This is a genomic window from Aliivibrio sp. SR45-2, assembly GCF_963890165.1.
Lineage (GTDB): Bacteria > Pseudomonadota > Gammaproteobacteria > Enterobacterales > Vibrionaceae > Aliivibrio > Aliivibrio salmonicida.
The window spans coordinates 13,037-34,622 of record NZ_CAWPRC010000156.1 but is presented as its reverse complement, the minus strand read 5'-3'; the positions used below and the strand labels follow the sequence as shown (position 1 = coordinate 34,622).

General features: G+C 38.9%; 18 protein-coding genes and 2 tRNA genes. 7 read left to right on the top strand and 13 right to left on the bottom strand.

The features are described from left to right. Window positions 1–42 precede the first annotated feature (42 nt). The 3 genes from nrfD to nrfB are packed head-to-tail and all read right to left on the bottom strand — an operon-like array spanning window position 43 to window position 2,282. Entirely contained in the window at window positions 43–999 is a 957-nt protein-coding gene (gene nrfD / locus AACV33_RS11505; protein ID WP_182700238.1) for a cytochrome c nitrite reductase subunit NrfD, read from the bottom strand. Between the two features lies 1 nt (window position 1,000). Then, a complete protein-coding gene (gene nrfC, locus AACV33_RS11500; protein WP_017023609.1) occupies window positions 1,001–1,687 on the bottom strand; it encodes a cytochrome c nitrite reductase Fe-S protein in 687 nt (228 codons plus the stop codon). Window position 1,688: 1 nt separating this feature from the next. After that, a complete protein-coding gene (gene nrfB / locus AACV33_RS11495) occupies window positions 1,689–2,282 on the bottom strand; it encodes a cytochrome c nitrite reductase pentaheme subunit (RefSeq protein ID WP_182700237.1) in 594 nt (197 codons plus the stop codon). 493 nt (window positions 2,283–2,775) lie between these two features. Between nrfB and nrfA the strand changes: the two genes are divergently transcribed. Further along, window positions 2,776–4,212: an ammonia-forming nitrite reductase cytochrome c552 subunit gene (nrfA, locus tag AACV33_RS11490; RefSeq protein ID WP_017023607.1), complete on the top strand. Its 1,437-nt coding sequence runs from the start codon at window positions 2,776–2,778 to the stop codon at window positions 4,210–4,212. 101 nt (window positions 4,213–4,313) lie between these two features. On the opposite strand, the gene AACV33_RS11485 is transcribed toward nrfA, so the two are convergent. The 3 genes from AACV33_RS11485 to AACV33_RS11475 form a co-directional block, all read right to left on the bottom strand. Next, window positions 4,314–4,958, bottom strand: a complete 645-nt coding sequence (locus AACV33_RS11485; protein WP_023603496.1) for a heme lyase (NrfEFG) for insertion of heme into c552, subunit NrfG — start codon at window positions 4,956–4,958, stop codon at window positions 4,314–4,316. A gap of 137 nt (window positions 4,959–5,095) precedes the next feature. Further along, the gene (locus AACV33_RS11480; protein WP_017023605.1) at window positions 5,096–5,869 is read right to left on the bottom strand and encodes a phospholipase A; all 774 of its coding nucleotides are present in this window, start codon (window positions 5,867–5,869) and stop codon (window positions 5,096–5,098) included. An 84-nt stretch (window positions 5,870–5,953) separates the two neighbouring features. Beyond that, entirely contained in the window at window positions 5,954–8,299 is a 2,346-nt protein-coding gene (locus AACV33_RS11475) for a helicase-related protein (RefSeq protein ID WP_182700236.1), read from the bottom strand. A gap of 154 nt (window positions 8,300–8,453) precedes the next feature. Here AACV33_RS11475 and AACV33_RS11470 point away from each other — a divergent pair, with 154 nt between their 5' ends. The 3 genes from AACV33_RS11470 to AACV33_RS11460 all read left to right on the top strand — a co-directional run bounded on the left by AACV33_RS11470 (window position 8,454) and on the right by AACV33_RS11460 (window position 11,298). Continuing rightward, complete coding sequence (locus tag AACV33_RS11470; protein WP_017023603.1) at window positions 8,454–10,142, top strand: NAD-dependent malic enzyme; 1,689 nt, start codon at window positions 8,454–8,456, stop codon at window positions 10,140–10,142. A 118-nt stretch (window positions 10,143–10,260) separates the two neighbouring features. Beyond that, entirely contained in the window at window positions 10,261–10,593 is a 333-nt protein-coding gene (locus tag AACV33_RS11465) for a DUF3392 domain-containing protein (RefSeq protein WP_012549993.1), read from the top strand. A 27-nt stretch (window positions 10,594–10,620) separates the two neighbouring features. Beyond that, window positions 10,621–11,298, top strand: a complete 678-nt coding sequence (locus tag AACV33_RS11460; protein WP_017023602.1) for a SanA/YdcF family protein — start codon at window positions 10,621–10,623, stop codon at window positions 11,296–11,298. 63 nt (window positions 11,299–11,361) lie between these two features. Here AACV33_RS11460 and AACV33_RS11455 read toward each other — a convergent pair whose 3' ends face one another. Continuing rightward, a complete protein-coding gene (locus tag AACV33_RS11455) occupies window positions 11,362–12,693 on the bottom strand; it encodes a GGDEF domain-containing protein (RefSeq protein WP_182700235.1) in 1,332 nt (443 codons plus the stop codon). 353 nt (window positions 12,694–13,046) lie between these two features. Here AACV33_RS11455 and AACV33_RS11450 point away from each other — a divergent pair, with 353 nt between their 5' ends. Both AACV33_RS11450 and AACV33_RS11445 read left to right on the top strand, forming a co-directional pair. Beyond that, window positions 13,047–15,200 (top strand): adenosylcobalamin-dependent ribonucleoside-diphosphate reductase, encoded by a 2,154-nt coding sequence (locus tag AACV33_RS11450; RefSeq protein WP_065612080.1) that lies wholly within the window; start codon window positions 13,047–13,049, stop codon window positions 15,198–15,200. Window positions 15,201–15,285: 85 nt separating this feature from the next. Continuing rightward, window positions 15,286–15,975 carry a TSCPD domain-containing protein gene (locus AACV33_RS11445; RefSeq protein ID WP_065612079.1) on the top strand — a complete coding sequence of 230 codons (690 nt, stop codon included), beginning with the start codon at window positions 15,286–15,288 and terminating at the stop codon, window positions 15,973–15,975. Window positions 15,976–16,059: 84 nt separating this feature from the next. Here the strand turns inward: AACV33_RS11445 and AACV33_RS11440 are convergent, their stop codons facing one another. After that, window positions 16,060–17,361 (bottom strand): MipA/OmpV family protein, encoded by a 1,302-nt coding sequence (locus tag AACV33_RS11440; RefSeq protein WP_182700243.1) that lies wholly within the window; start codon window positions 17,359–17,361, stop codon window positions 16,060–16,062. A 177-nt stretch (window positions 17,362–17,538) separates the two neighbouring features. Between AACV33_RS11440 and AACV33_RS11435 the strand changes: the two genes are divergently transcribed. After that, complete coding sequence (locus AACV33_RS11435) at window positions 17,539–17,892, top strand: hypothetical protein (RefSeq protein ID WP_017023596.1); 354 nt, start codon at window positions 17,539–17,541, stop codon at window positions 17,890–17,892. Between the two features lie 74 nt (window positions 17,893–17,966). Here the strand turns inward: AACV33_RS11435 and AACV33_RS11430 are convergent, their stop codons facing one another. From AACV33_RS11430 to AACV33_RS11410, 5 genes are all read right to left on the bottom strand, one after another. After that, on the bottom strand, window positions 17,967–18,806 hold the full coding sequence (locus tag AACV33_RS11430) for an energy-coupling factor transporter transmembrane component T family protein (protein ID WP_017023595.1): 840 nt from the start codon (window positions 18,804–18,806) through the stop codon (window positions 17,967–17,969). After that, window positions 18,796–20,505: an ABC transporter ATP-binding protein gene (locus tag AACV33_RS11425; RefSeq protein ID WP_182700234.1), complete on the bottom strand. Its 1,710-nt coding sequence runs from the start codon at window positions 20,503–20,505 to the stop codon at window positions 18,796–18,798. Before AACV33_RS11425 ends, AACV33_RS11430 begins: the two co-directional genes overlap by 11 nt. A gap of 3 nt (window positions 20,506–20,508) precedes the next feature. Next, window positions 20,509–21,060: an ECF-type riboflavin transporter substrate-binding protein gene (locus AACV33_RS11420; protein ID WP_017023593.1), complete on the bottom strand. Its 552-nt coding sequence runs from the start codon at window positions 21,058–21,060 to the stop codon at window positions 20,509–20,511. Window positions 21,061–21,245: 185 nt separating this feature from the next. Beyond that, window positions 21,246–21,332, bottom strand: a tRNA-Leu gene (locus tag AACV33_RS11415). A gap of 105 nt (window positions 21,333–21,437) precedes the next feature. Then, window positions 21,438–21,511 (bottom strand) — tRNA-Cys (locus AACV33_RS11410). Window positions 21,512–21,586 lie beyond the last annotated feature (75 nt).

The following is a 21,586-nucleotide window of genomic DNA, read 5'->3' as shown; positions in this document are numbered from 1 at the left end:
AGTCACGATACTGCTTATAAAAAACAGCATCGCGACACTTCATTATACGACGGTCATTTGTCCAGCATAAAGAACAAAAGTACGTAGCATTAATACCCCAAGCAAACTTAATGAAGTCACAACAAAGATAAACCCTTTACCATGTGTGACTTCTTTAGGTGCAAACGCATTGAGCGCCAATGGAGCTATCATTCCTAAGCCAATCACACCAACCCAGAACCATATCCCCCAAAAACCACCACCAATTGCTGCCCAAGCCGCTACTTCACCTTGGCCTCCACTGAAGATCAATCCAGTAAAGAACGTGATAATAACAAACAATTCAAACAACACGACTGGTCGTTCAAAGTTATGTATCCATGACACTGAAGGACTCTTACTCGGCTCATTAAACCCTAAAATACCAAACAGCAAACACGCCGCGGCACCGGAAGATAAACTAGAGAACAAGAATAGAATCGGCAATACCGGATTATTCAACATTGGGTAGGTTTGTAATGCGGACAATAAAAACCCAGTATAGGCAGCAAGCATTATTGCAAGAATACCTAAAAACAATTCTAACGCATTTTCAAACTTCTCTATTTTCAACAAAATAGCATCAATAAAAGTAAACTTCCCTTTTAAAAATCCCATGATATCTTTGCGGAAAATAATCCCAATCCAAGCAAACAATACGACCATGTAAACTTGGAATAAAACCACCCCCATCGACATTACCGAAGTTGGGTTAAAGTAGATCATGATTTTCCAAAATGCTAACGGTTTTGTTAGATGGAATACCAAAATCAGCAAGCCGACAATAATGCCAAAAGGCGCTAAAATCGCCATGGCTTTTATAATGCCGTTATGCGCAGGATCTCCCTCAATGACGTTACGCTTCAAATACAGTGAAATCATCACCGCACCGGCAGACATACCCGCTAAGAAAAGATAGATCGCGATGATCCAATCCCAAACTAAGGAGTCAAAATTAAACGCAGCTTCCCATGCACTCATCTTAAATCTCCCCTTTTTGGTTTGGGATCTTAAATAACTTAGGCTTAGTGCCTAGATCCACTTTGTCTCGATAAAATACGCTATTGCTTAATACCGCATTAATCTCACTGTTTTTATCGTTCAAGTCACCAAAGATCAGTGCTTTTGTTGGACACGATTCAACACACGCAGGCTGTTTGCCTTGCGCTAAATTCGTCTCACGACAAAAATCACACTTATCTGCAGATTTAGTCACCGGATTAAAGAATCGAACTTGATAAGGACACGCCGCTAAACAATAACCACAACCAACACATTTCTCGTTATGAACATCAACAATACCGGTTGCTTCGTCTTTATAAGCAGCGCCTGTCGGACACACCATCACACACGGAGCATTTTCACAATGCTGGCAGGATTTACGCGTAAAGCGATAATCGACATCAGGGAACTCTCCGCGAGGTTCACTACGGATAATTTCTAATCGAGAAACGCCTTCAGGCACACTGTTCACTTCTCGACATGCTTCAGTACAGGCAGTACAACCAATACAAGCCGTCTCATCATGCACCATACCATAACGTTTTGCGCCATCTTCCATCGAATAGGCAAGTGTCTTTTTACTGCTGATTAATGATGTTGTAGCAACACCCGTAGTAAAAATAACCGCCCCTGAGCCCGCTAAAAAATTTCGTCTAGAACAACTCATACTATTCTCCTAGCTTATTTTCTTTCTGATTAAAATCAGCGTGGCAGTCAACACACATCTTTATCTTTGATGAATGGTCAAAAGAAAGTACCGCTTCTTTTTCTCCATGCACAATATGACAAGATGAGCAGGTTAGGTTTTTAGCATGAACATCGTGCGTCCAGCTATCATCACGTAATCTTTCTGAGGTATGGCAATCAGTACATTGGCTATTAGCTTTTAAAATTTCATCAAACGAAAGGGTCACTTTTTCCGTGCCTACTTTTGATTGTGCCGCAGAATATTTGGTTACTTGAGATGCGCCTTCTCGGTGATCAGGCCCAATTGATTTATGACACTCAACACAGTTCACATCACGTTTAAGAATGGCAAATGCATCTTCTCCGTGTGATCCTTTGAGTGTTTCTTTTTCGTCTTTATGACATTGAGTACATGCGTAGTCGCGGTCACGAATTAACGTCACTTCATATAGCGTCGATGAATTAGCCTCAATTTGGGGCGATTCATCTGCTGCAACATTGAGAGACAAACCATAGAGACAAAATGCGAAGAGTAGCTTCAACATTGTGGCTATGGCTAAATTAACTTTGCCCATGTTATATCCTTCCCTTTCCGATTTTATTTTTGCCTGATTTATCGAAAAATCATGGAGCATAAAAATAAAATGGATGAGTTATTGTATTGATGAAGAAATAAACTCTTCATTGAAATCAATTCTCATTGGATAGTTAGCCACAACGCTTAACAAGGGTATCTTATAGATAAATGTATCAAAATAATACAAATTGTATCTTATAAAACCACTCTTCTACCACTTTTGTGATATGCCGCAAATTTACTTATCTCACTGTTATTTAACATAAATAAGAACCATTATTAATAAGATGCATTTAATTTAATACTTTAGTGGTATATGCATTTATTGGTGATATAGATCACTTATGTAACTTGATGTAAATCAATACATCCTCCGATGGGAAAATCACCATTCCTTATCTACGATATACTTCTTCTGTTTCCAATTCTGATTGATAGTCGCTCTCACAACGCTTGGCTAATTCATAATAAGAATATTGGAGATACCAACAGTGAAAAAGCAATGGACCCGTCGTTCAGCCGCTGCAATTGCCATGGTGACTACGTTATTACTAAGTAGCCACAGCTTTGCCGCTTCTGAAAAAACAGAGCGAGTTGACCCTCGCAACGAAGCATATGCAAAACAACACGCCGATCAATATGAATCTTGGCGATCCACATCAGACAGCGTACAAATTGAAGATGCTTTAGCTGAAGATCCAAACATGGTCATTTTATGGGCCGGTTATGGGTTTGCTAAAGACTATAATAAAGCCCGCGGTCATTTCTATGCCATTGACGATGTACGTGAAACCTTACGTACCGCAGGCCCTACCGATGAAAACTCAGGTCCCATGCCGATGGCATGTTGGAGCTGTAAGAGCCCTGACGTTGGTCGTGTTATTGAAGAGCAAGGCGAAGATGGCTATTTCTCAGGTAAATGGGCACGTCTAGGCAGTGAAATTCAAAACCCAATTGGGTGTGCCGATTGCCATGACACTCGTAGTGAAGAGTTCAAAAATGGCGGCCCTGCTTTAGCCATCACAAAACCTCATGTTGAACGTGCAATGAATGCGATTGGCAAGCCTTTCGATGACCAATCTCGTTTAGATAAACAAGCCTCTGTTTGCGGTCAATGTCATGTTGAATACTATTTCACAGGTAAGACTAAAGCCGTTAAGTTCCCTTGGGATAAAGGGACAACCGTTGATGAAATGGAAGAATATTACGACGAAATTGGGTTTAGTGATTGGACACACAAAGTATCTAAAGCCCCTATGCTAAAAGCACAACATCCAGGCTATGAAACATGGCGAGAAGGCATTCACGGTAAAAACAAAGTGGTTTGTGTTGATTGTCATATGCCAAAAGTGACAAGAGAAGACGGTACGGTTTACACCGATCATAAAGTGGGCAACCCATTCGATCGTTTTGAAGATACTTGTGCAAATTGTCACACGCAATCAAAAGACATGCTTCGTGAAATCGTTTCTAGTCGTAAAGCTCAAGTTTTAAAAATGAAACTAACCGCTGAACGCCAAATTGTCGCGGCACATTTTGAGGCAGGAGCAGCATGGGATGCAGGCGCAACTAAAGAAGAAATGGCACCTATCCTACAAGATATTCGCCACGCACAATGGCGTTGGGATTATGCAATCGCTTCACATGGCATACACATGCATGCACCTGAAATCGCATTAGAAGTCTTAGGTTCGGCGGTTGATCGTGCCGCAGATGCTCGAACTAAATTAGTTCGACTACTTGCGAAAAAAGGCATTACTGATCCAATCGAAATTCCTGATATTTCAACCAAAGCCGCTGCTCAAAAAGCACTAGGTATGGATATGGAAGGCATGGAAGCGGAGAAAAAACACTTCTTAGAAACCGTTGTTCCTAAATGGGATCAACAAGCAAAAGAACGTGAAGCCGCAGATTACCACCCTCTATAAAATAAGGTAAAATAACTCACGCTTTATGCAATAACAAAAAAGCCGACAATTCATAAGAATGTCGGCTTTTTATTTGTCTCTTTTCTTGTTAAATACGACGATTAACGACGTGCTTGCATTAATTGCTTAGCTTGGTTAATCGAATTAATGATTGTCACTCTGTCTACATCAACACGTTCAGAATCTAAAATCTTTTGCCATGCATTGATTGCTTTTTGATAACGGAAAGTTACAAAGTGATCAGAAGCAATTAACGTTAAGGCCGCTTGATTGTATTCATCTAACGCTAACGCTTTATCGAGTAATGTTTCAATTTCTTCATCAAGTAATTGAGAATGTAAATAATATTGAGTCGTTGCCTTTGCTGCATATTGGTTTGCAGTTGGCTCCTCAGTTAATCGAATCGCATAATCAAAACAAATATTGGCTGGTTTCAATTCACCATTAAGTAAATAACCTTGCCCGATTTCAAACCATAATTCCGCATTATTTGGTGATTCTTTAAGCTGGTCTTCTAAATGTCTCATTTTGTCGCTATACGACAATGGACCTAGAGGTTCAGTAATTAAGGTATTATCAACCGCGTACTTTTCTGGTTTTAAGCCTGATGAAAAAACAACTATCATGCTCACTACAACCACAAAAATCATCCATGCCGGATTTAAAGACGTCGCATTGCCACGGCTAAAAAACCACCACAATACGGCGGCGATAAGAACAAAACTACACAACATCATAATTATCATATTTTTGTACTCAAAACTAAAAACGAGACGATCGTAAAGTAAATGGAGAGTGATAGCAATGATCACCATCATTACCTTAATCACAAAAAAAGCCTCAGACCTGCTGAAGCTTTTTTATCGTGTGATTAAACGGCCAATTAATTTGGTGGAAGTAATCTCATGCCAATACCAATACGACTGTGATCATAATTATAATCAATCAGCGTCTCACCATACCCCGTCCAACCTTGTACATAGAGGCCGACAAACTGGTTTACATAAAGTGTATACGCCGCCTCTACGCCACCCTTATCGGTAGCAAAGTTATAATGGAATCGTGTAGAAAATTCACCAATATCATTACCGACTTTTAGCCACACATCATAAGGAGCCATAAAATCATTAATGTCTTCATTGTTTTCTTCGTCGCTGAACACATACCATGCACGAACACCGTATTGCACAGGGCCATCAAGACGCTCTAGTCCACCGTAAATACGATCCCAACTGCGTGATAAACTCGATGTTTGACCATTTGATTCATGCATATAACCAAATTCTGCACTATTAAAAATCAGCATGTTTGATTGATGCATAACAAAAAACTGAGGCTTATAGTTCGTTTCTCTAAAAGGCGATGAAATCTCGCTATTCCCTAGTTGCCATAGCGACTTTTGCGTATAAGAGAACATGAAAGAAGTGCTGTTATTAATTTGAACGATCGGAACCGCTAAAGAAAACTGAAATTTCACTTCCACATTTTGAAGGCCATCGGCGTCTTCAAAACCTCCTGAAATGTATTCATCTTTGTTAATGCTATCAGTGTAACTTCCTAATAAATAGCTGTCTTCATAACCAGATATACGATTAAGCGCTTTTGCAGATGTCATAAAGGGTAGAGCCAATGCAATTAATAGCATCCATTTTTTCATAATTAACCTTTTGTCAGAAACTTGCCTTTAATCACTAACGAAGCAAAAATCATACCCAAAATGACACAGGCGTTCCATTATTGATTATTTAATATCAATGACTCGGCTGGCTTTCTTATATTGAATTTTCCACCCCGTCCAACTGGGTAATTCCCACCGCTTTAACTCCCCTTTTCGTCCTCCCATTTTGTAATGAAGTACTAATCGCTTGCTAAAAGGAAAATATTCTACCGTTAAAGCGAGCTCAGGCAGCAGTACCTGTTGCGGGTACTTGCTTATAAACTCATCCCACTCCCATTCAGGTATTCCGTTAAAGACAAAATCACTCTCATCAAATAACGCCATTTCATCTAAAGAAGTAATGCCGAGCTCGCCTAATTGTTCAGTAAACCAAGATTCAAACGTCAATTCATTCGCTTTTCTGTTGCCATTTAATTGACAATACAGTGTCCAAGCGGCAATTTTTGTCTCAATATCATGTCTAAACCCTGGAAATAATTGCCCTTTTTTCACTTGACCGACGATAGCCGGAATACTTGCTTCATTTTCAGGCTCGCAATAATCGGTATGTATTAAACGATTGGCATAATAATGATGGCGCTCTACTTGTAAAATATCACCATGAGAAACAAGTTCACCCATCTGAATTTCCGCCAATCCCCCGTCAATAAGTAATACTATATCAATCGGAGTAAGCACCGTTGCAATCGTCATCACTTGTTTACTTCCTCGGCCTGGAAGTGAAAATTGATCGAAGACGATCGCAGCCTCTTCCGTTTGAGAAAAGACACTCTCGCGGCCAAGAACCACTTCTTGATATCCATTACCAAAGGCTTCTCTGCGTTTTTTTCTACGTACATAAACAAGCTCTGGCAGCTTATGTACAATTTGAGCCAACACAGACTCTCTTTTAAGTCGGCTACTCACTTCTAAAGAAGGCAGCTCAAGCTCATGTCGTATTTGTTCTGAAAGTGCCTTAGCTTCTTTTAGTACCTCTTCATTAATGACTAAACCAGCGCAATCATGCCCACGAAGAAGAGAGACTAACGTGACAACATCACAACGTTTTGGATTCCACCGTAAAAAAGAATCTAATGCCATTTCTGATTTTTCAAACGAATACAATTTTTGGGAAGCAGACAATGCCGAGACTAAATCAACCACGGTCTCTTTTTCTGCTTTTCCCTCAATGATAGAAATTAAATGGGCAAATAAGGTATCGATTGGCAATGGGAATAATCGTAACCCGTACTCCGTTATCGCTTTGTTATCATCCAGCGCTAACATGGTTTGTAATTTCGTTTCAGCTAAACCCAATGCTTTTTCTGGTAACGGTTCTAAAAAAGACAATTCACACAATACCGACCCACAACTGGCAGCGGCTAGCACAGGCTCGACCAATTCTTCACGTTGTAATTCTGGAGGTGTCATTAGCTCTAGCGGAGCATGTTGTCCATACAAACGAATAGCATGACCTGCTTGTGTTCGACCGGCTCGGCCTGCTCTCTGATCCGCACTTGCTTTAGAAATAGAGTGTAACGCTAATGCTGTGCGTCCATTGCGTTGGTGTGTTCTTCTTTCTAAACCAGAATCAATGACCAACGTAATATTAGGAATGGTTAACGACGTTTCTGCCACATTGGTTGAGAAAATAACCCGCTGTTTTTTAGACTGGCTTAATGCTCGTTGACGTAATTCATCAGACACACCCGCATACAAAGGGATCATATCTAATTCAGGAAAGAGTGAACTCGCCATTTGAACACATTGAGTTATTTCTTTTTTCCCGGGAAGAAAAATAAGCACATCGCCTTCTTGCCCATTAAGCAGTGCCTCCTGCAAAGTAGACACAATTCGGGATTCAAGATCTTTACCAGAAGGCATCAATTGTGATTGTGTCGCAAGAAAAGAGAACGATACCGGATATTGGCGACCTTCTGCTTTTAATACAACCCCATCAATATACTGTGCCAGTCGTTCACTCTCCATTGTTGCGGAAGTGAGCAGTAATCGATGTTTATTGTGTGTATTCAACAACGATAACAAAAGATCACTGTCCCAACGACGTTCATGGAACTCATCAATCATGACAATATCAAAGTGTGCTAATTTATCTTCCATGAACCATTTTAATGCGACCCCTGGGGTAACAAAAATCACTTGGCTTTGATCTGAGTATTGGCTATCTAATTTAATAGCATAACCAATAGAGTCCCCTACCTTCTCTTTTCTTTGTTCCGCTAAATATTCGGCTAATGCAGTACACGCTATTCGTCTTGGCTCTATGACTAAGACTCGTCCGTATTCAGCCGCCCACAAAGGAAGATGAGTCGACTTTCCTGACCCTGTTTCAGATTTCACCACTAAATTTTTATGGCAAATTAAAGAACAAAAGTCAGAATGAATCGCATTTATTGGTAATAAAGACATATAAACCGAAAGATAAAAGAATATTTCACTACTCTAGCGGATTTGATTGATAAAAACATGACTCCTTTCGCACTTTATTCGCATTCACGCTTTGATATTTCAGTAAAGTAGGAATAGGATCGGTGGTTCATTCTTGATTTGAAGAAGCATAACAATGAATAATCACATACGTCCCCTATATATCCCTTATGCTGGCCCAGCACTTCTAAGTACTCCTCTGCTAAACAAAGGCAGCGCATTCAGCACGACTGAGCGTAAATATTTTAACTTAGAAGGCTTACTTCCTGAAGCCATTGAAAGTATCGAAGAACAAACTGGTCGTGCGTACAAGCAATACCAAAGCTTTGAAAATGATATGGATAAACATATCTATCTTCGTAATATTCAAGACACGAATGAAACTTTGTTTTACCGTTTAGTTCAAAATCACATCAGCGAAATGATGCCAATTATTTACACCCCTACGGTTGGCGCTGCTTGTGAAAACTTCTCTAATATTTATCGTCGTGGTCGTGGATTATTCATCTCTTATGAAAACAAAAACCGCATTGATGATCTACTAAACAACGCCGCAAACCAAAACGTAAAAGTTATCGTGGTGACTGATGGCGAACGTATTCTTGGTCTAGGCGATCAGGGGATCGGCGGCATGGGTATTCCAATTGGTAAATTAGCACTGTATACCGCGTGTGGCGGTATTAGTCCTGCTCATACTTTACCAATCGTTCTTGATGTGGGTACAAATAACCCTCAACGTCTTGCCGATCCAATGTACATGGGCTGGCGTCATCCTCGTGTTACTGGTGACGAATATAAAGATTTCGTTGAAGAGTTCATTCAAGCCGTTCAACGTCGTTGGCCTCAAGCTCTCGTTCAATTTGAAGATTTCGCACAAAAAAATGCGATGCCTTTACTTGAACGTTATAAAAACCGTATCTGTTGTTTTAACGATGATATTCAAGGTACAGCTGCCGTTACTGTTGGGTCTTTACTTGCGGCATGTAAAGCAGCAGGCAGTTCATTAGCTCAGCAACGAGTTACCTTCCTTGGTGCAGGCTCGGCGGGTTGTGGTATTGCAGAGGCGATCATTGCTCAAATGGTATCTGAAGGTATTTCTGATGCTCAAGCTCGTTCACAAGTGTACATGGTTGACCGTTGGGGCTTATTGCAAGAAGGCATGCCTAACCTGCTTGATTTCCAACAACGCTTAGTTCAAAAAGCAGAAAATACGAAAGAGTGGGTTTCTGAAGAACCAAATTACTCTCTTGTTGATGTCATGCGTAATGCAAAACCAACCGTTCTTATTGGCGTATCTGGTGCTCCTGGCTTATTTAGCAAAGAAGTTATCCAAGAAATGCACAAGCATTGTGAACGCCCAATTGTATTCCCATTATCGAATCCAACAAGCCGTGTGGAAGCAACACCAAACGACATTATTCGTTGGACAGACGGACAAGCATTAGTGGCAACAGGTAGCCCATTTGATCCAGTAACACACAATGGTCAAACCTACCCAATCGCACAATGTAATAACAGCTTCATCTTCCCGGGTATTGGTCTGGGCGTATTGGCAATTAAGGCGACTCGTGTCTCTGATGAAATGCTAAGAGAATCAAGCCGTGCATTATCAGAATGCTCACCACTTGCCATAAATGGCTCAGGTGCGCTTCTTCCACCATTGGAAGAAATTCATACTGTATCGAAGAAAATTGCTTTTGCCGTGGCTAAAAAGGCCATTGAACAAGGTTATGCTTTAGAGATTACAGATGAAGCATTAATGCAGAAAATTGAACAATATTTCTGGAAACCAGTATACCGTCGCTACAAACGTACTGCTTTTTAATTAAAAATTTCCATCGATATCAAAACCAGAGAAAATTTCTCTGGTTTTTTTTCAACTATCTGTTTCTATTAGCGCTAGAATACCCACTACATTACTATTTTATAAAAAGACGCATTGCATGAATCTCATTATTTCTTTCTTTAACACAATGGGCAGCTACTTGACCCCTTATTTATCCGATATCTCTGTTGCGATGATTGCTTGTGCTCTTGTCATGTTAGGCGGCGATATTAATCGTGCGGTTCGAGCTTTTCTATCAGGCAAGCATTTTTTAATACGTACAGGCGCATTTATTGGCATTAACGCCTTTGGTTATGGGTTACTTATTGTTAAAGCTGCCCCTCTTCTCAGTTCTACTTTACGCTCAATTCAACCGGCATTTATGCTTGCTATTGTACTCTCCACCTTTATTATTATTGGTGCATGGGCACAGAAAAATCGTCAAGTGTAAATTTTAAAAACAGTTACCAGAGGTACAATGAAGATCCTTTTTCCTTCAAAATTAAAAAAATGGCTGAAAATTATTCTATTAGTGAGTGGCATTTTTATTGCCATCGTACTGTTGATGGACCTTTATATTTCCTTATCAACTCAATCGCAGCTGTATGACGATATTCAGGCCCTTCCAACTCAAGAAACCGCATTGGTTTTAGGGACAAGTAAGTACATCCGACGAACACTCAACCCTTATTATCAATACCGTATTGATGCTGCTATTGAGTTATTTAAACAAAATAAAGTGTCCCATTTCTTGCTCAGTGGTGATAATGCCCATCGTTCTTATAATGAACCATGGACGATGAAACGAGATTTACTCAAAGCAGGCGTTCCCGAAGAAAATATAACGTTAGACTATGCCGGCTTTCGAACCTTAGATTCGGTATTAAGAGCCAAAGACATTTTTGATGTCGAGAGTTTAACGATCGTTACTCAGCAATTTCATTGTCAGCGAGCTCTGTTTATTTCTAATCACTCAGATATGGATGCAGTTTGTCTCGTGGTCCCCTCTCCGACAGGTTGGGCAAACACAAAAATTCGCATAAGAGAAGTATTGGCAAGAACCAAAGCAATGCTTGATTTGTATATTTTTAATGTGCAGCCTAAATTCTTAGGCCCAAAAGAACCTATTCAGCATAAAACCATTCCCGTTGAGTAATGCAATTAAATAAAAAAGCCTCGCTATGTATATACAATAGCGAGGCTTTTTTATAGCAGAAGACTAATCCATAAAACGAGAAGCCAATCTTTGATCGGGAAGATTATTACTTCTCACCACCCTATTACGCCCTTGATTTTTAGCTTTATATAGCGCGTCATCCGCTCTTGCTATGACTTCCGAAATACGCTCATTTCCCATTTCGGCCACACCAAAACTGCTGGTTAAAGGGTCATTATGACACCAAAGGTGATGCTCAATCGCACATCGAATATGTTCAGCTTTCTCAAGTGCTTGTTCTAAACTGGTATGTGGACTAAAAACAATAAACTCTTCACCTCCCCAACGAACAAGGAAATCAGTCGTTTTAATCGATCCTGTCACCACCAAAACAAATTCTCGTAGAATATCATCCCCAACTTGGTGACCGAGTTTGTCATTAATGCGTTTAAAGAAATCAATATCAATATAAATGACAGAGAATTGTTGTTTACCCCAACGTACTTGTTGAGACATTCTGTCTAACCAATCTCTTACTGCGTTTCGATTTCTCGCACCAGTTAACGAATCTCGATGTGCTAACTCGGCAAACTCAACATTTTTTTCTTTTAAATTATCATTCATCTTTTGTAATTTGGTTTCACGATACGTACTGGCTTTAAGACGCAGATTTAATCCTTTTTGTTCATAAAGGATGTAACCAATGATCATAGCCAACCAAGCATACAAAATAAATTTCAATAAGGTCGTTTCTTTAACCCAAGAGCCACGTAGTTCAATGCGGTTAATTGTCATTTCAAAATTACCGACACTAAGGCCTGAAGATGTCGCAATTTCAATAATCGATACATTAGAAAATTCAGGCGCAGCATGTTCTACGGCTACTTTGTAATCCGCAATCCACCACGTTAATACTTGAAAATCCGACAGTGATATTTCTTTTGGACCCGTTTTAAATCCAGGTTCATATTCGATGCCATTAAATTTCAATGACGCCGCGTCGTTGCGTTTAGTGTATGCCGGGTTGCTGTTTCGTAAATATACCCGTAAACGACCATTAGGATCGGTACTTTTATAATCGATATCGAGTACCAAGGTAGAATAACCCGAGAGATCGATACCTTCAAAAATACTGCCTGATAAATGAATCGCAGCCTCGCAATAAGGCCAAGCATAATCCCCTTTTTTCATATTACACAACATGCTTGGCACATTATTTTTATCTATTAATGTCGCTTCACTAATCCCTCCAACCTTGCGATCATCAGTGCCGTAATAGCTGTATTTTTCAGGACTAATTGTTAATGTTTTAGTATCCCCTCGAAAATGATGCCAAATAAGTGCACTAATTGAGAGGATTAGCATTACTATTATTATTTTTTGAAATACCCGCATACGACGTTCCTTTCATAGCCAGTAAAAGTTGATCTCCATTCCAAAAAAATAATACCGCACTTAATTTTCATCGCAAAGAAATAATACTTTGTTATTGACTGACTCATGTTTTTACTTCTTTTTTTATGACTAATCTCTAACTTTTCAACTCTATTTTTTATATTTTTTAACAAGAACATCCACAATATAAACCCATGATTTAAATGGCATTTTTTCGACACCATGACAAACCTTTGACTAATGACCATATTTCTCTTTGTCAAGACTTGAAGATCATATTATATAATGGTTTGATCCCCCTCCTGAGTTTTGCATTCCATTTTCTATCTCTATGACGCAGTAAGGTCTTCTACATGCCACAATCTAAAAATGCGACAGTTTCCCTAGCGAATCCCACTGAAATTGCTTACCAATCGACCTCAATGGACATTTGGGAGAGTAAATATTGTCTTAAAAACAAACAAGGCAATCGTGTTGATCTTTCTATGGACGATACCTTTAAACGTGTTGCCAAAGCTCTGTCTGATTTAGAACAACCCGCAGAACAAAAACAATGGAATGAACAATTCTTATGGGCATTGCGTAATGGTGCGATACCGGCTGGACGCATTACATCAAATGCAGGTGCCTTCGAACATAAACCGGCAACATCAACCATTAACTGTACTGTTTCTGGCACCATCGTTGACTCTATGGATGACATTTTAGGAAAAGTACACGAAGCTGGGTTAACGCTTAAAGCTGGCTGCGGTATTGGGTACGACTTTTCAACATTACGTCCTCGTGGCGCATTTGTGTCTGGTGCTGGCGCTTACACGTCAGGCCCTCTGTCGTTCATGGATATCTACGATAAAATGTGTTTTACCGTTTCTTCTGCTGGTGGACGCCGTGGCGCACAAATGGGCACCATGGATATTCGACACCCTGACGTTATCGACTTTATTCGAGCAAAACGAGAAGATGGTCGCCTACGCCAATTTAACTTATCACTGCTCATTACCGAAGATTTTGTAGAAGCAGTTAAAAATCAAAACGATTGGCAACTGATTTTTCCAATTACACTAAAAGAAGCGAAATTAGATCACATGGATCTATACAGCGATAACAGTGTGGTATGGGCTGACTGGCCAGTAAAAGAAGGGTTCGCAGAAAATGAAGAAGGCTTAGTTGCTTGTAAGGTCTATCGTACGATGCCAGCTCAAAATCTGTGGAACATCATAATGACATCAACGTATGATTACGCAGAACCTGGCTTTATTCTAATCGACAAAGTAAACCAGATGAACAACAACTGGTTCTGTGAAGAAATAAGAGCAACAAACCCTTGTGGTGAACAGCCTCTTCCTCCTTATGGAGCTTGTTTATTAGGATCGATTAATTTGACTAAGTTTGTCCGTAATCCATTTACTGACACTGCTTTTTTTGATTGGGGTGCTTATCGTAATGTCGTTTCTATCTTCACTCGCATGCTTGATAACGTTGTTGAAATTAATCAGTTACCACTAGAGCAACAACGTCATGAGATCATGCATAAACGTCGTCATGGCATGGGTTTCTTAGGCCTTGGTTCAACATTAACCATGCTACAACACAAATATGGCAGTATTGAATCCATTGGGTTTACGGAACAAGTTGCTCAAGAAATGGCGGTTACTGGTTGGAAATCAGGACTCGATTTAGCCGCTGAGAAAGGCTCTGCACCAATCATGGAAGAAAGCTTTATCGTGACAGCAAAAATGCTTCGCCAACGCCCTGAGATGGCAGAGGATGGCATTAAACTGGGTGATAAAGTAAAAGGAAAAGTATTGCACGCTAAGTACAGTCGTTACATGCAACAGTTGGCAATCATTGAACCAGAACTCGTCGCTAAGATCATTGAACAAGGTGTTCGTTTTACCCACCACAGTTCTATTGCACCAACAGGCACAATCTCACTATCTCTTGCTAATAATGCAAGTAATGGCATAGAGCCAAGCTTTGCACACCATTACACTCGTAATGTCATTAAGACAGGTAAAAAATCAAAAGAAAGTGTTGATGTCTACAGCTATGAATTACTAGCGTATCGTGCATTAATTAATGACAAAGCAATGCCATACAGTACTAATGAAGAAAATAAGCTACCTGATTATTTTATTACTGCTGACGACATAACCCCTCAGCAACATGTTGCTGTGCAGGCTGCGGCTCAGAAATGGATTGATTCATCGATTTCTAAAACAGCAAACATACCGACAGACTTCCCATTCGAAGAGTTCAAAGACATTTATATGGATGCTTACGACAAAGGATTAAAGGGCTGTACAACTTTCCGCTTTAACCCTGAAGTATTCCAAGGGGTTCTCGTTAAAGAAGAAGACCTAGAAAATACAACGTATTGTTTTACGCTAGAAGATGGCTCGACATTAGAAGCAAAAGGCAATGAAAAAATTGAGTACGATGGTGAGATGCATACCGCCGCTAATTTATATGATGCGCTAAAAGAAGGTTACTACGGTAAATTTTAATTTACCGCCCTCATCCAATTCAATATAACTAATAATAAAAATTAGGGAGCATTCCTCCCTATTTAAAGATTAAGAAGGGTTTACCATGGTCAAGAAAATTGACAGCAAAATCATTGGCTTTAAAGTAAAATCAAAAGAAGACATCGCACAAGGACAGGTTGCTGAGACAGAAGAAACAATAGAGCAAATGCATGAGATGATCCAACGCCCAGAGAAGTTATTAGGTTCAACCTACAAACTAAAAACACCTGAGCATGTTTCTGAACACTCTTTATTTATCACAATTAATGATGTGATATTAAATGAAGGAACAAAACATGAGATCCGTCGTCCATTCGAAATGTTTATTAATTCAAAAAGCTTAGAACACTACCAATGGATTATCGCCCTCACCCGCATCATGTCTGCCGTTTTCCGTAAAGGCGGCGATTGTACGTTCTTAGTAGAAGAGCTTCGCTCAGTGTTTGACCCTCGTGGTGGCTACTGGAATAAAGGCAAATATGTGCCTTCTTTAATCGCTGAAATTGGTAATGTCATTGAACAACATTTAAAAGATATTGGTTTAATTGAAGATCCTGAAATGGATAAACACCAAAAAGCATTTTTAGACGCAAAAAAAGCAGAACTAGCGACTAAAGAAGAACCGAAAGAAGAGACGATTGAATCTAGTTTTCCACCAAGCGCAACACTTTGCTATAAGTGCCATAATAAATCCGTGGTTGTTAAAGACGGTTGTCAAACCTGCTTAAACTGTGGCGACTCTAAGTGTGGTTAATCGTAAAAACCAGTAAACTATAAATATAAAATGGCTCTATATTATTGAATATAGAGCCATTTTTTACACTACTAACAATTAGTGTTAAATATCAAATTGAACATAAATACTGTTATAATTACTTCCGCCTTTAATTCGTCCATATTGAGATGAATTTTCAAAAATAGCCGATCGATGATGAATACTGTAACCAAGCCAAACACCATCTAACTCTCGATGATTAAATAAGTCGCCTAGGTTCAAGTCAAAAGAGAAATCAAGATAGTTTAGTAGTTTGCTTTCCTTGTACCCTTTTTTATCCATTTCTGATTGTTCAATATAAGACACATTATTAATATAAGACAAACCTTCAGCTACACCAAAACGCCATTTAGTCGGCCATGGAATCGTTACATACGCTTTAATGGCGACCACAAATTCTGAACTTAAATTTTGAACGTCTGATTTCCAATGCTGAACATAACCAGGGGTTAAAAATAAATCCACTGGCAATGAAAACACTTCATCAGTTAGCGGTAGGCCATAAAAAATAGAGGTCATTTGGTTATTATAAGGATCTTTTTCTGAATCCAGATTGATAATATCCCCAATATTCGAAGGCGTAGCCCAACCATGCGCTATACGTAAATAAGGTTTATTACTGATGTCTTTTTTTGAATTATCACTATTTGTAAAAAAACCAACACCCAGAAAATACTCATATTCCCATCGCTGATCAATATATTGGCTACTGTAAGCATTATCATCAAGACGATTAATATAAGCACCGCCTAGAAGGTACAAGTTAGAGGTCACATGATAACGAGACATAAAACCGGCTTTAGCATCAATACCTGCGCCTAAATTTTCGTCATTGCTTGTCTCACCATTCAATGCATAATAATAACTATTAAAATCAGCACTTTTCCATCGAGTTTCAATCGTAGGATTAAACCACCAATCACCAGATTCAATCTCTGCACCTATTTTAAATGTTAAGTACGATCGGAACTCAGGGTCAACCATTACGCCAGAATCAATATACCATTCATCATTAAAATGATAACGAGCTTGAATACCAGTATCTACAACATCCCCACCCACTTGATTCTGCAGTTCTTTAGGCAAATCAAAATAACGTAAGCGCATCAACGCACTTAGTTGCCAATCACGGTACTGATATAAATAAATTCCACCTTCCATACCATTAATAAAGACGTAATCATTTTCAAAAAACATCATTGGAATAAAAGTGGATACCGTCTCAATATCGGTAGCATAAGGTATACTGGCTGTTCGGATTACCGCTGCAATACCCCACTGTTTTTCTTTTTCTGATATAACATCTGTATTCTCTGTATTCTCTGTATTTTGATGACCCGAAGCATATACACTAGGTACATTCATTATTTGAAGAAATAATAAACCAATAAATGGTAAGGTGAAAATGCGTTTGAACAAAAGTGATAATCTCTAAATTAGGGGGGATAAGATAACCAATTGATATAATATTATTTCAATCAACTGTAGATTTTCAGTATAGTGTCGATAACGTTTATAGTAATCAAAGTCTTGAGAAAAAATGTGAAAATATCAGAACTTATACAAGTTTTACAAACAATCCAAGAAACAACGAGTGATGACTTAGAAGTTGTGACTGGCGAAGAATGGTTTCCAGAACAATTACTTGAATCTAATGTAAATCACAACATGGCTTTTTTAAAGTTTGACCGTATGCCAAATGATATTCCGGCTGAAATTGATGCCAGAGGTTTTTTTGAGCATGAAGAATTGCTTATTAAAAATATAATCAATAAAGTAATTTTCAGTGAATTAGAACCCGAAGAGATGGTAGAAAAACTAGCTACGATGCTTTTTTTCAGTCACGAAAATATCAGCTCTGATGTCATTGAAGCCTTTAGCCAAGAAATAAAATAATTATCATCGGCCAAATTCAATAATAAAAAAGTAGGTACTGAGCCTACTTTTTTATTATCTACGCTACATAGTGACTAAAATGGATACCAGAATAACGACGTTTCCATCACTCTTTTAGTAATCGCCATCACGACAATGAATAGTAAACCACTAATGACCCATACATCGATGTTCGTCATCGCTTTTTCACTAAACCACGTTCGACTTTTACCTCGACCAAATCCGCGTAACACCATTGCGTTTGATATTTCATCCGCACGATCTAAACTTGAGAAAATCAATGGCCCTAATATTTTTGCGATATTACTAATGCGAGTAAACACCGGAACATTTTTAGATAGATCGACACCACGAGCTTGCTGGGCGTGCATTATATTAACAAAATCACTTTTTACTTCAGGTAAATAACGCAATGTTAAACTCACGGCATAAGCAATTTTATACGGTAATCCAAGTCGATTTAAACTTGCAGCAAACTCCGTTGGATGCGTTGTAAATACAAATACCAACGCAATTGGGAACATACTAAAATATTTCAGTGTCACCGTAATAAGATAAAATAACGTTTCTTGTGTTACCACATAGCTCCCAAAAATAGGAAATAATACGGTTGTAGAACCCAATAATTCATTACCTTGATTTGGAGCTAATAGAAACATAAAAATAGCATTCATACTAAGTACAGATGCCGTTCCTATTAATAACGGTTTATACGTAGCTAAAGGCACCTTTGTTTCTTTTAATAACCATAAACCAAACAAAATCAGCGGGATAATAATACGGAGATCAAACGTAGTTAATACCACCGTAATCCAAGCAATAAACAATAAGAATTTAGTCACCCCGTTTAAACGGTGCAGCCATGTATCTAAATCCACGAAATTAATACCGAAACTTTGCTTTTTAGTGGACATTCTTATCACTCTCACGCTCAGTGCTAATAAACTGATTCATAAAACCCGTTATATTCTTTATGCCTGCTTTATTAGCCAGCTCATACAAACTGGTCACCGTCAAATTGGCTTTATCTAATAATTCTGGTTGACTAAATATAGAAATAACGCGGTCATCCGCAACACAATGGCTATCTGCAATCACAATGGCACGAGTGGTATGCTCAAGTACTAAATGCATATCATGAGAAATGATAATCACTGTTAAACCCAACGTTTGGTTCAGCTCGTTAATGAAGTGAAGCATTGATGTATAGTTTCGATAATCTTGACCTGCCGTTGGCTCATCAAGGATCAATAATTCAGGTTCAAGAACAAGAATTGACGCGATGGTCACTCGTTTTTTCTGCCCGTAACTCAATGCATCAATAGGCCAATGACGGAAACGACGTAATCCACACAGATCTAATGCTTTTGTTACTTTACTCTCAATCTCCGCCTCAGACAGGCCGCTATTAACTAAGCCAAATGCGATTTCATCAAAAATCATGTGATGCGAGATCATATGATTTGGGTTTTGTAAAACAACGCCCACTTTTTGGGAGCGTTCAAAAATGGATAGTTGACTTAAATCTTGTCCATTCAAACTGATCGAACCCAGATCCGGTTGTAAAACACCCATGATCAATTTTGTAATGGTTGACTTACCAGAACCATTTTTACCTAAAATTGAAACAAATTCGCCTTTGTTTACATTAAAAGAAATATTATCTAATGCGTTAACGTCGCCATCATAAGAATAAGTTAAGTTATCAATACTAAGTAATGCTTCTGTTTTACTTTCAACAAGAACATCACTGTCGGTATTTACAAACCATTGGTTCATACTTAACGCTATTTTTTGATTATCTAATGATGAAAGCTGACTGATGTGGGGCTCTTGAGATATATCAAACCCACTGGATTTTAATGCAGAGATATAAAGTGGTTCACGGATACCATGCTCAACAAGCAGTGATGTTTGCAGCAGTTTATCAGGGGTTGTATCTGCAACAATCTCGCCTTGATCCATTAAGATCACTCGATCGATCGAACGATGTAAAACATCCTCTAAGCGGTGCTCAATAATAATAACCGTTTTGCCACGATTTTTATGAAGCTCATCAATAATCTCAATCGTTGCTTTGCCGGTTTTAGGATCTAGACTTGCTAAAGGTTCATCAAATAATAGAATATCGACATTATCGACCAGAATACCACCCAATGACACACGTTGCTTTTGACCACCACTCAAATCATAAGGTGACTTTTTAAGTAGTGCGGTCAAATCTACCATTTTGGCAACATCACGAACAACTGGGTACATTTCAGCTTTTGAGAGCATTTGATTCTCAAGTGCAAAGGCAATATCTTCCCCAACCGTTAATCCAACAAATTGACTGTCTGTATCTTGTAAAACAGTGCCCACATTCTCAGTGTATTGTTCGATTTTCCAATCAGCAACATCGCATTCATTAATGAACAGTTGTCCTTCTACCTCACCTTTGATGGTGTGAGGGATTAAGCCATTTAAACATTGACCTAATGTTGATTTACCGCTGCCACTTGGCCCGATAATCACAATCTTTTCGCCTTGTTCTATCCTTAGATTGATATTTTTAAGCGTCGGTTTATCCTGTGACGCATATCGAAAAGAGAAATTAGAAAAGGTTACGCTCATTAATTATTGAGCCTCTGTTAAATGAGTACTTTGTTTCTTACGTTTGGCTAAATTTGTCAAAATAAAGTAACCAACAACAGCAATAAGCACGGTATTGCCTGCAGCAATAATACAAAGTTGAGCGAATACTTTTGTAAATGGTTCTGCATAAAGAACGGTGTCTAAAAATGCAGACGTCCCATAACCAATCACGTTACCAACAAAGGCCAGAACAACAAAAATAAAGAAGTCTTTTTTATCAAATAAACCTACTTCAATTCGTCTCTTAGTTAAGATAGGAAATAAGCCAATAATCATACCAACAATGCCAGAGCCTAATACCCATGTTAGCCACACTCCCCATCCTGCAAATAAGTCCGTAACCCAGTGGCCAATAAAACCAACTAAGAACCCTACAATTGGCCCATACAATACAGAGAACAACGCTAGAACAGCCATTGCTGGTTTTAAGGTTGTATTAGCAAATACAGGAATACCAAACATAGGTAGACCACCGATGCCATAAAGAGCAGCACCGATAGCGATAACGACGACAGTTTTAGCAGAAAGGTTCATAATGTTCGCCTTGAAGCAAAAATGAGATTAATAATGAGGCGCGAATTATACAGTAACTCAAGCGGTTTGGAAATATTTACATCTAGACGGCTGTAATACCAAACCACGGATATATTGAATAAAATCAATGTGGAATTACAGGCAAGAAAAAAGGCTTATCATTTCTGATAAGCCTTCTTAAAAGATGGTGCCCCGGGCCGGACTTGAACCGGCACAGCGCGAACGCCGAGGGATTTTAAATCCCTTGTGTCTACCAATTCCACCACCAGGGCACGCAATTTAATGCGATGCTTCTAACCATGTTCTCTATAAATAGAGAGGCTGACACCATCTGTAATTATCGCCTAAGCAATAACTTTTAATTCTGTATTAAGAAATGGAGGCGCCTCCCGGAATCGAACCGAGGTACACGGATTTGCAATCCGCTGCATAACCACTCTGCCAAGGCGCCATCTCTCTTACGGGGCTTAATGTAACCGATTTAAAAAAAGAGTCAAACAAAAATTGTGTTTTTTATTTCGTTTGA

Excerpts from the sequence above, each read along its gene's own strand:
- AACV33_RS11465 (WP_012549993.1), top strand. The coding sequence starts at position 10,261 with ATGAATCTCATTATTTCTTTCTTTAACACAATGGGCAGCTACTTGACC.
- nrfD (WP_182700238.1), bottom strand. The coding sequence starts at position 999 with ATGAGTGCATGGGAAGCTGCGTTTAATTTTGACTCCTTAGTTTGGGAT.
- AACV33_RS11475 (WP_182700236.1), bottom strand. The coding sequence starts at position 8,299 with ATGTCTTTATTACCAATAAATGCGATTCATTCTGACTTTTGTTCTTTA.
- AACV33_RS11430 (WP_017023595.1), bottom strand. The coding sequence starts at position 18,806 with ATGTCCACTAAAAAGCAAAGTTTCGGTATTAATTTCGTGGATTTAGAT.
- AACV33_RS11450 (WP_065612080.1), top strand. The coding sequence starts at position 13,047 with ATGCCACAATCTAAAAATGCGACAGTTTCCCTAGCGAATCCCACTGAA.
- AACV33_RS11425 (WP_182700234.1), bottom strand. The coding sequence starts at position 20,505 with ATGAGCGTAACCTTTTCTAATTTCTCTTTTCGATATGCGTCACAGGAT.
- AACV33_RS11420 (WP_017023593.1), bottom strand. The coding sequence starts at position 21,060 with ATGAACCTTTCTGCTAAAACTGTCGTCGTTATCGCTATCGGTGCTGCT.
- AACV33_RS11455 (WP_182700235.1), bottom strand. The coding sequence starts at position 12,693 with ATGCGGGTATTTCAAAAAATAATAATAGTAATGCTAATCCTCTCAATT.
- AACV33_RS11485 (WP_023603496.1), bottom strand. The coding sequence starts at position 4,958 with ATGATAATTATGATGTTGTGTAGTTTTGTTCTTATCGCCGCCGTATTG.
- AACV33_RS11480 (WP_017023605.1), bottom strand. The coding sequence starts at position 5,869 with ATGAAAAAATGGATGCTATTAATTGCATTGGCTCTACCCTTTATGACA.
- AACV33_RS11460 (WP_017023602.1), top strand. The coding sequence starts at position 10,621 with ATGAAGATCCTTTTTCCTTCAAAATTAAAAAAATGGCTGAAAATTATT.
- nrfC (WP_017023609.1), bottom strand. The coding sequence starts at position 1,687 with ATGAGTTGTTCTAGACGAAATTTTTTAGCGGGCTCAGGGGCGGTTATT.
- AACV33_RS11445 (WP_065612079.1), top strand. The coding sequence starts at position 15,286 with ATGGTCAAGAAAATTGACAGCAAAATCATTGGCTTTAAAGTAAAATCA.
- nrfB (WP_182700237.1), bottom strand. The coding sequence starts at position 2,282 with ATGGGCAAAGTTAATTTAGCCATAGCCACAATGTTGAAGCTACTCTTC.
- AACV33_RS11470 (WP_017023603.1), top strand. The coding sequence starts at position 8,454 with ATGAATAATCACATACGTCCCCTATATATCCCTTATGCTGGCCCAGCA.
- AACV33_RS11440 (WP_182700243.1), bottom strand. The coding sequence starts at position 17,361 with ATGAATGTACCTAGTGTATATGCTTCGGGTCATCAAAATACAGAGAAT.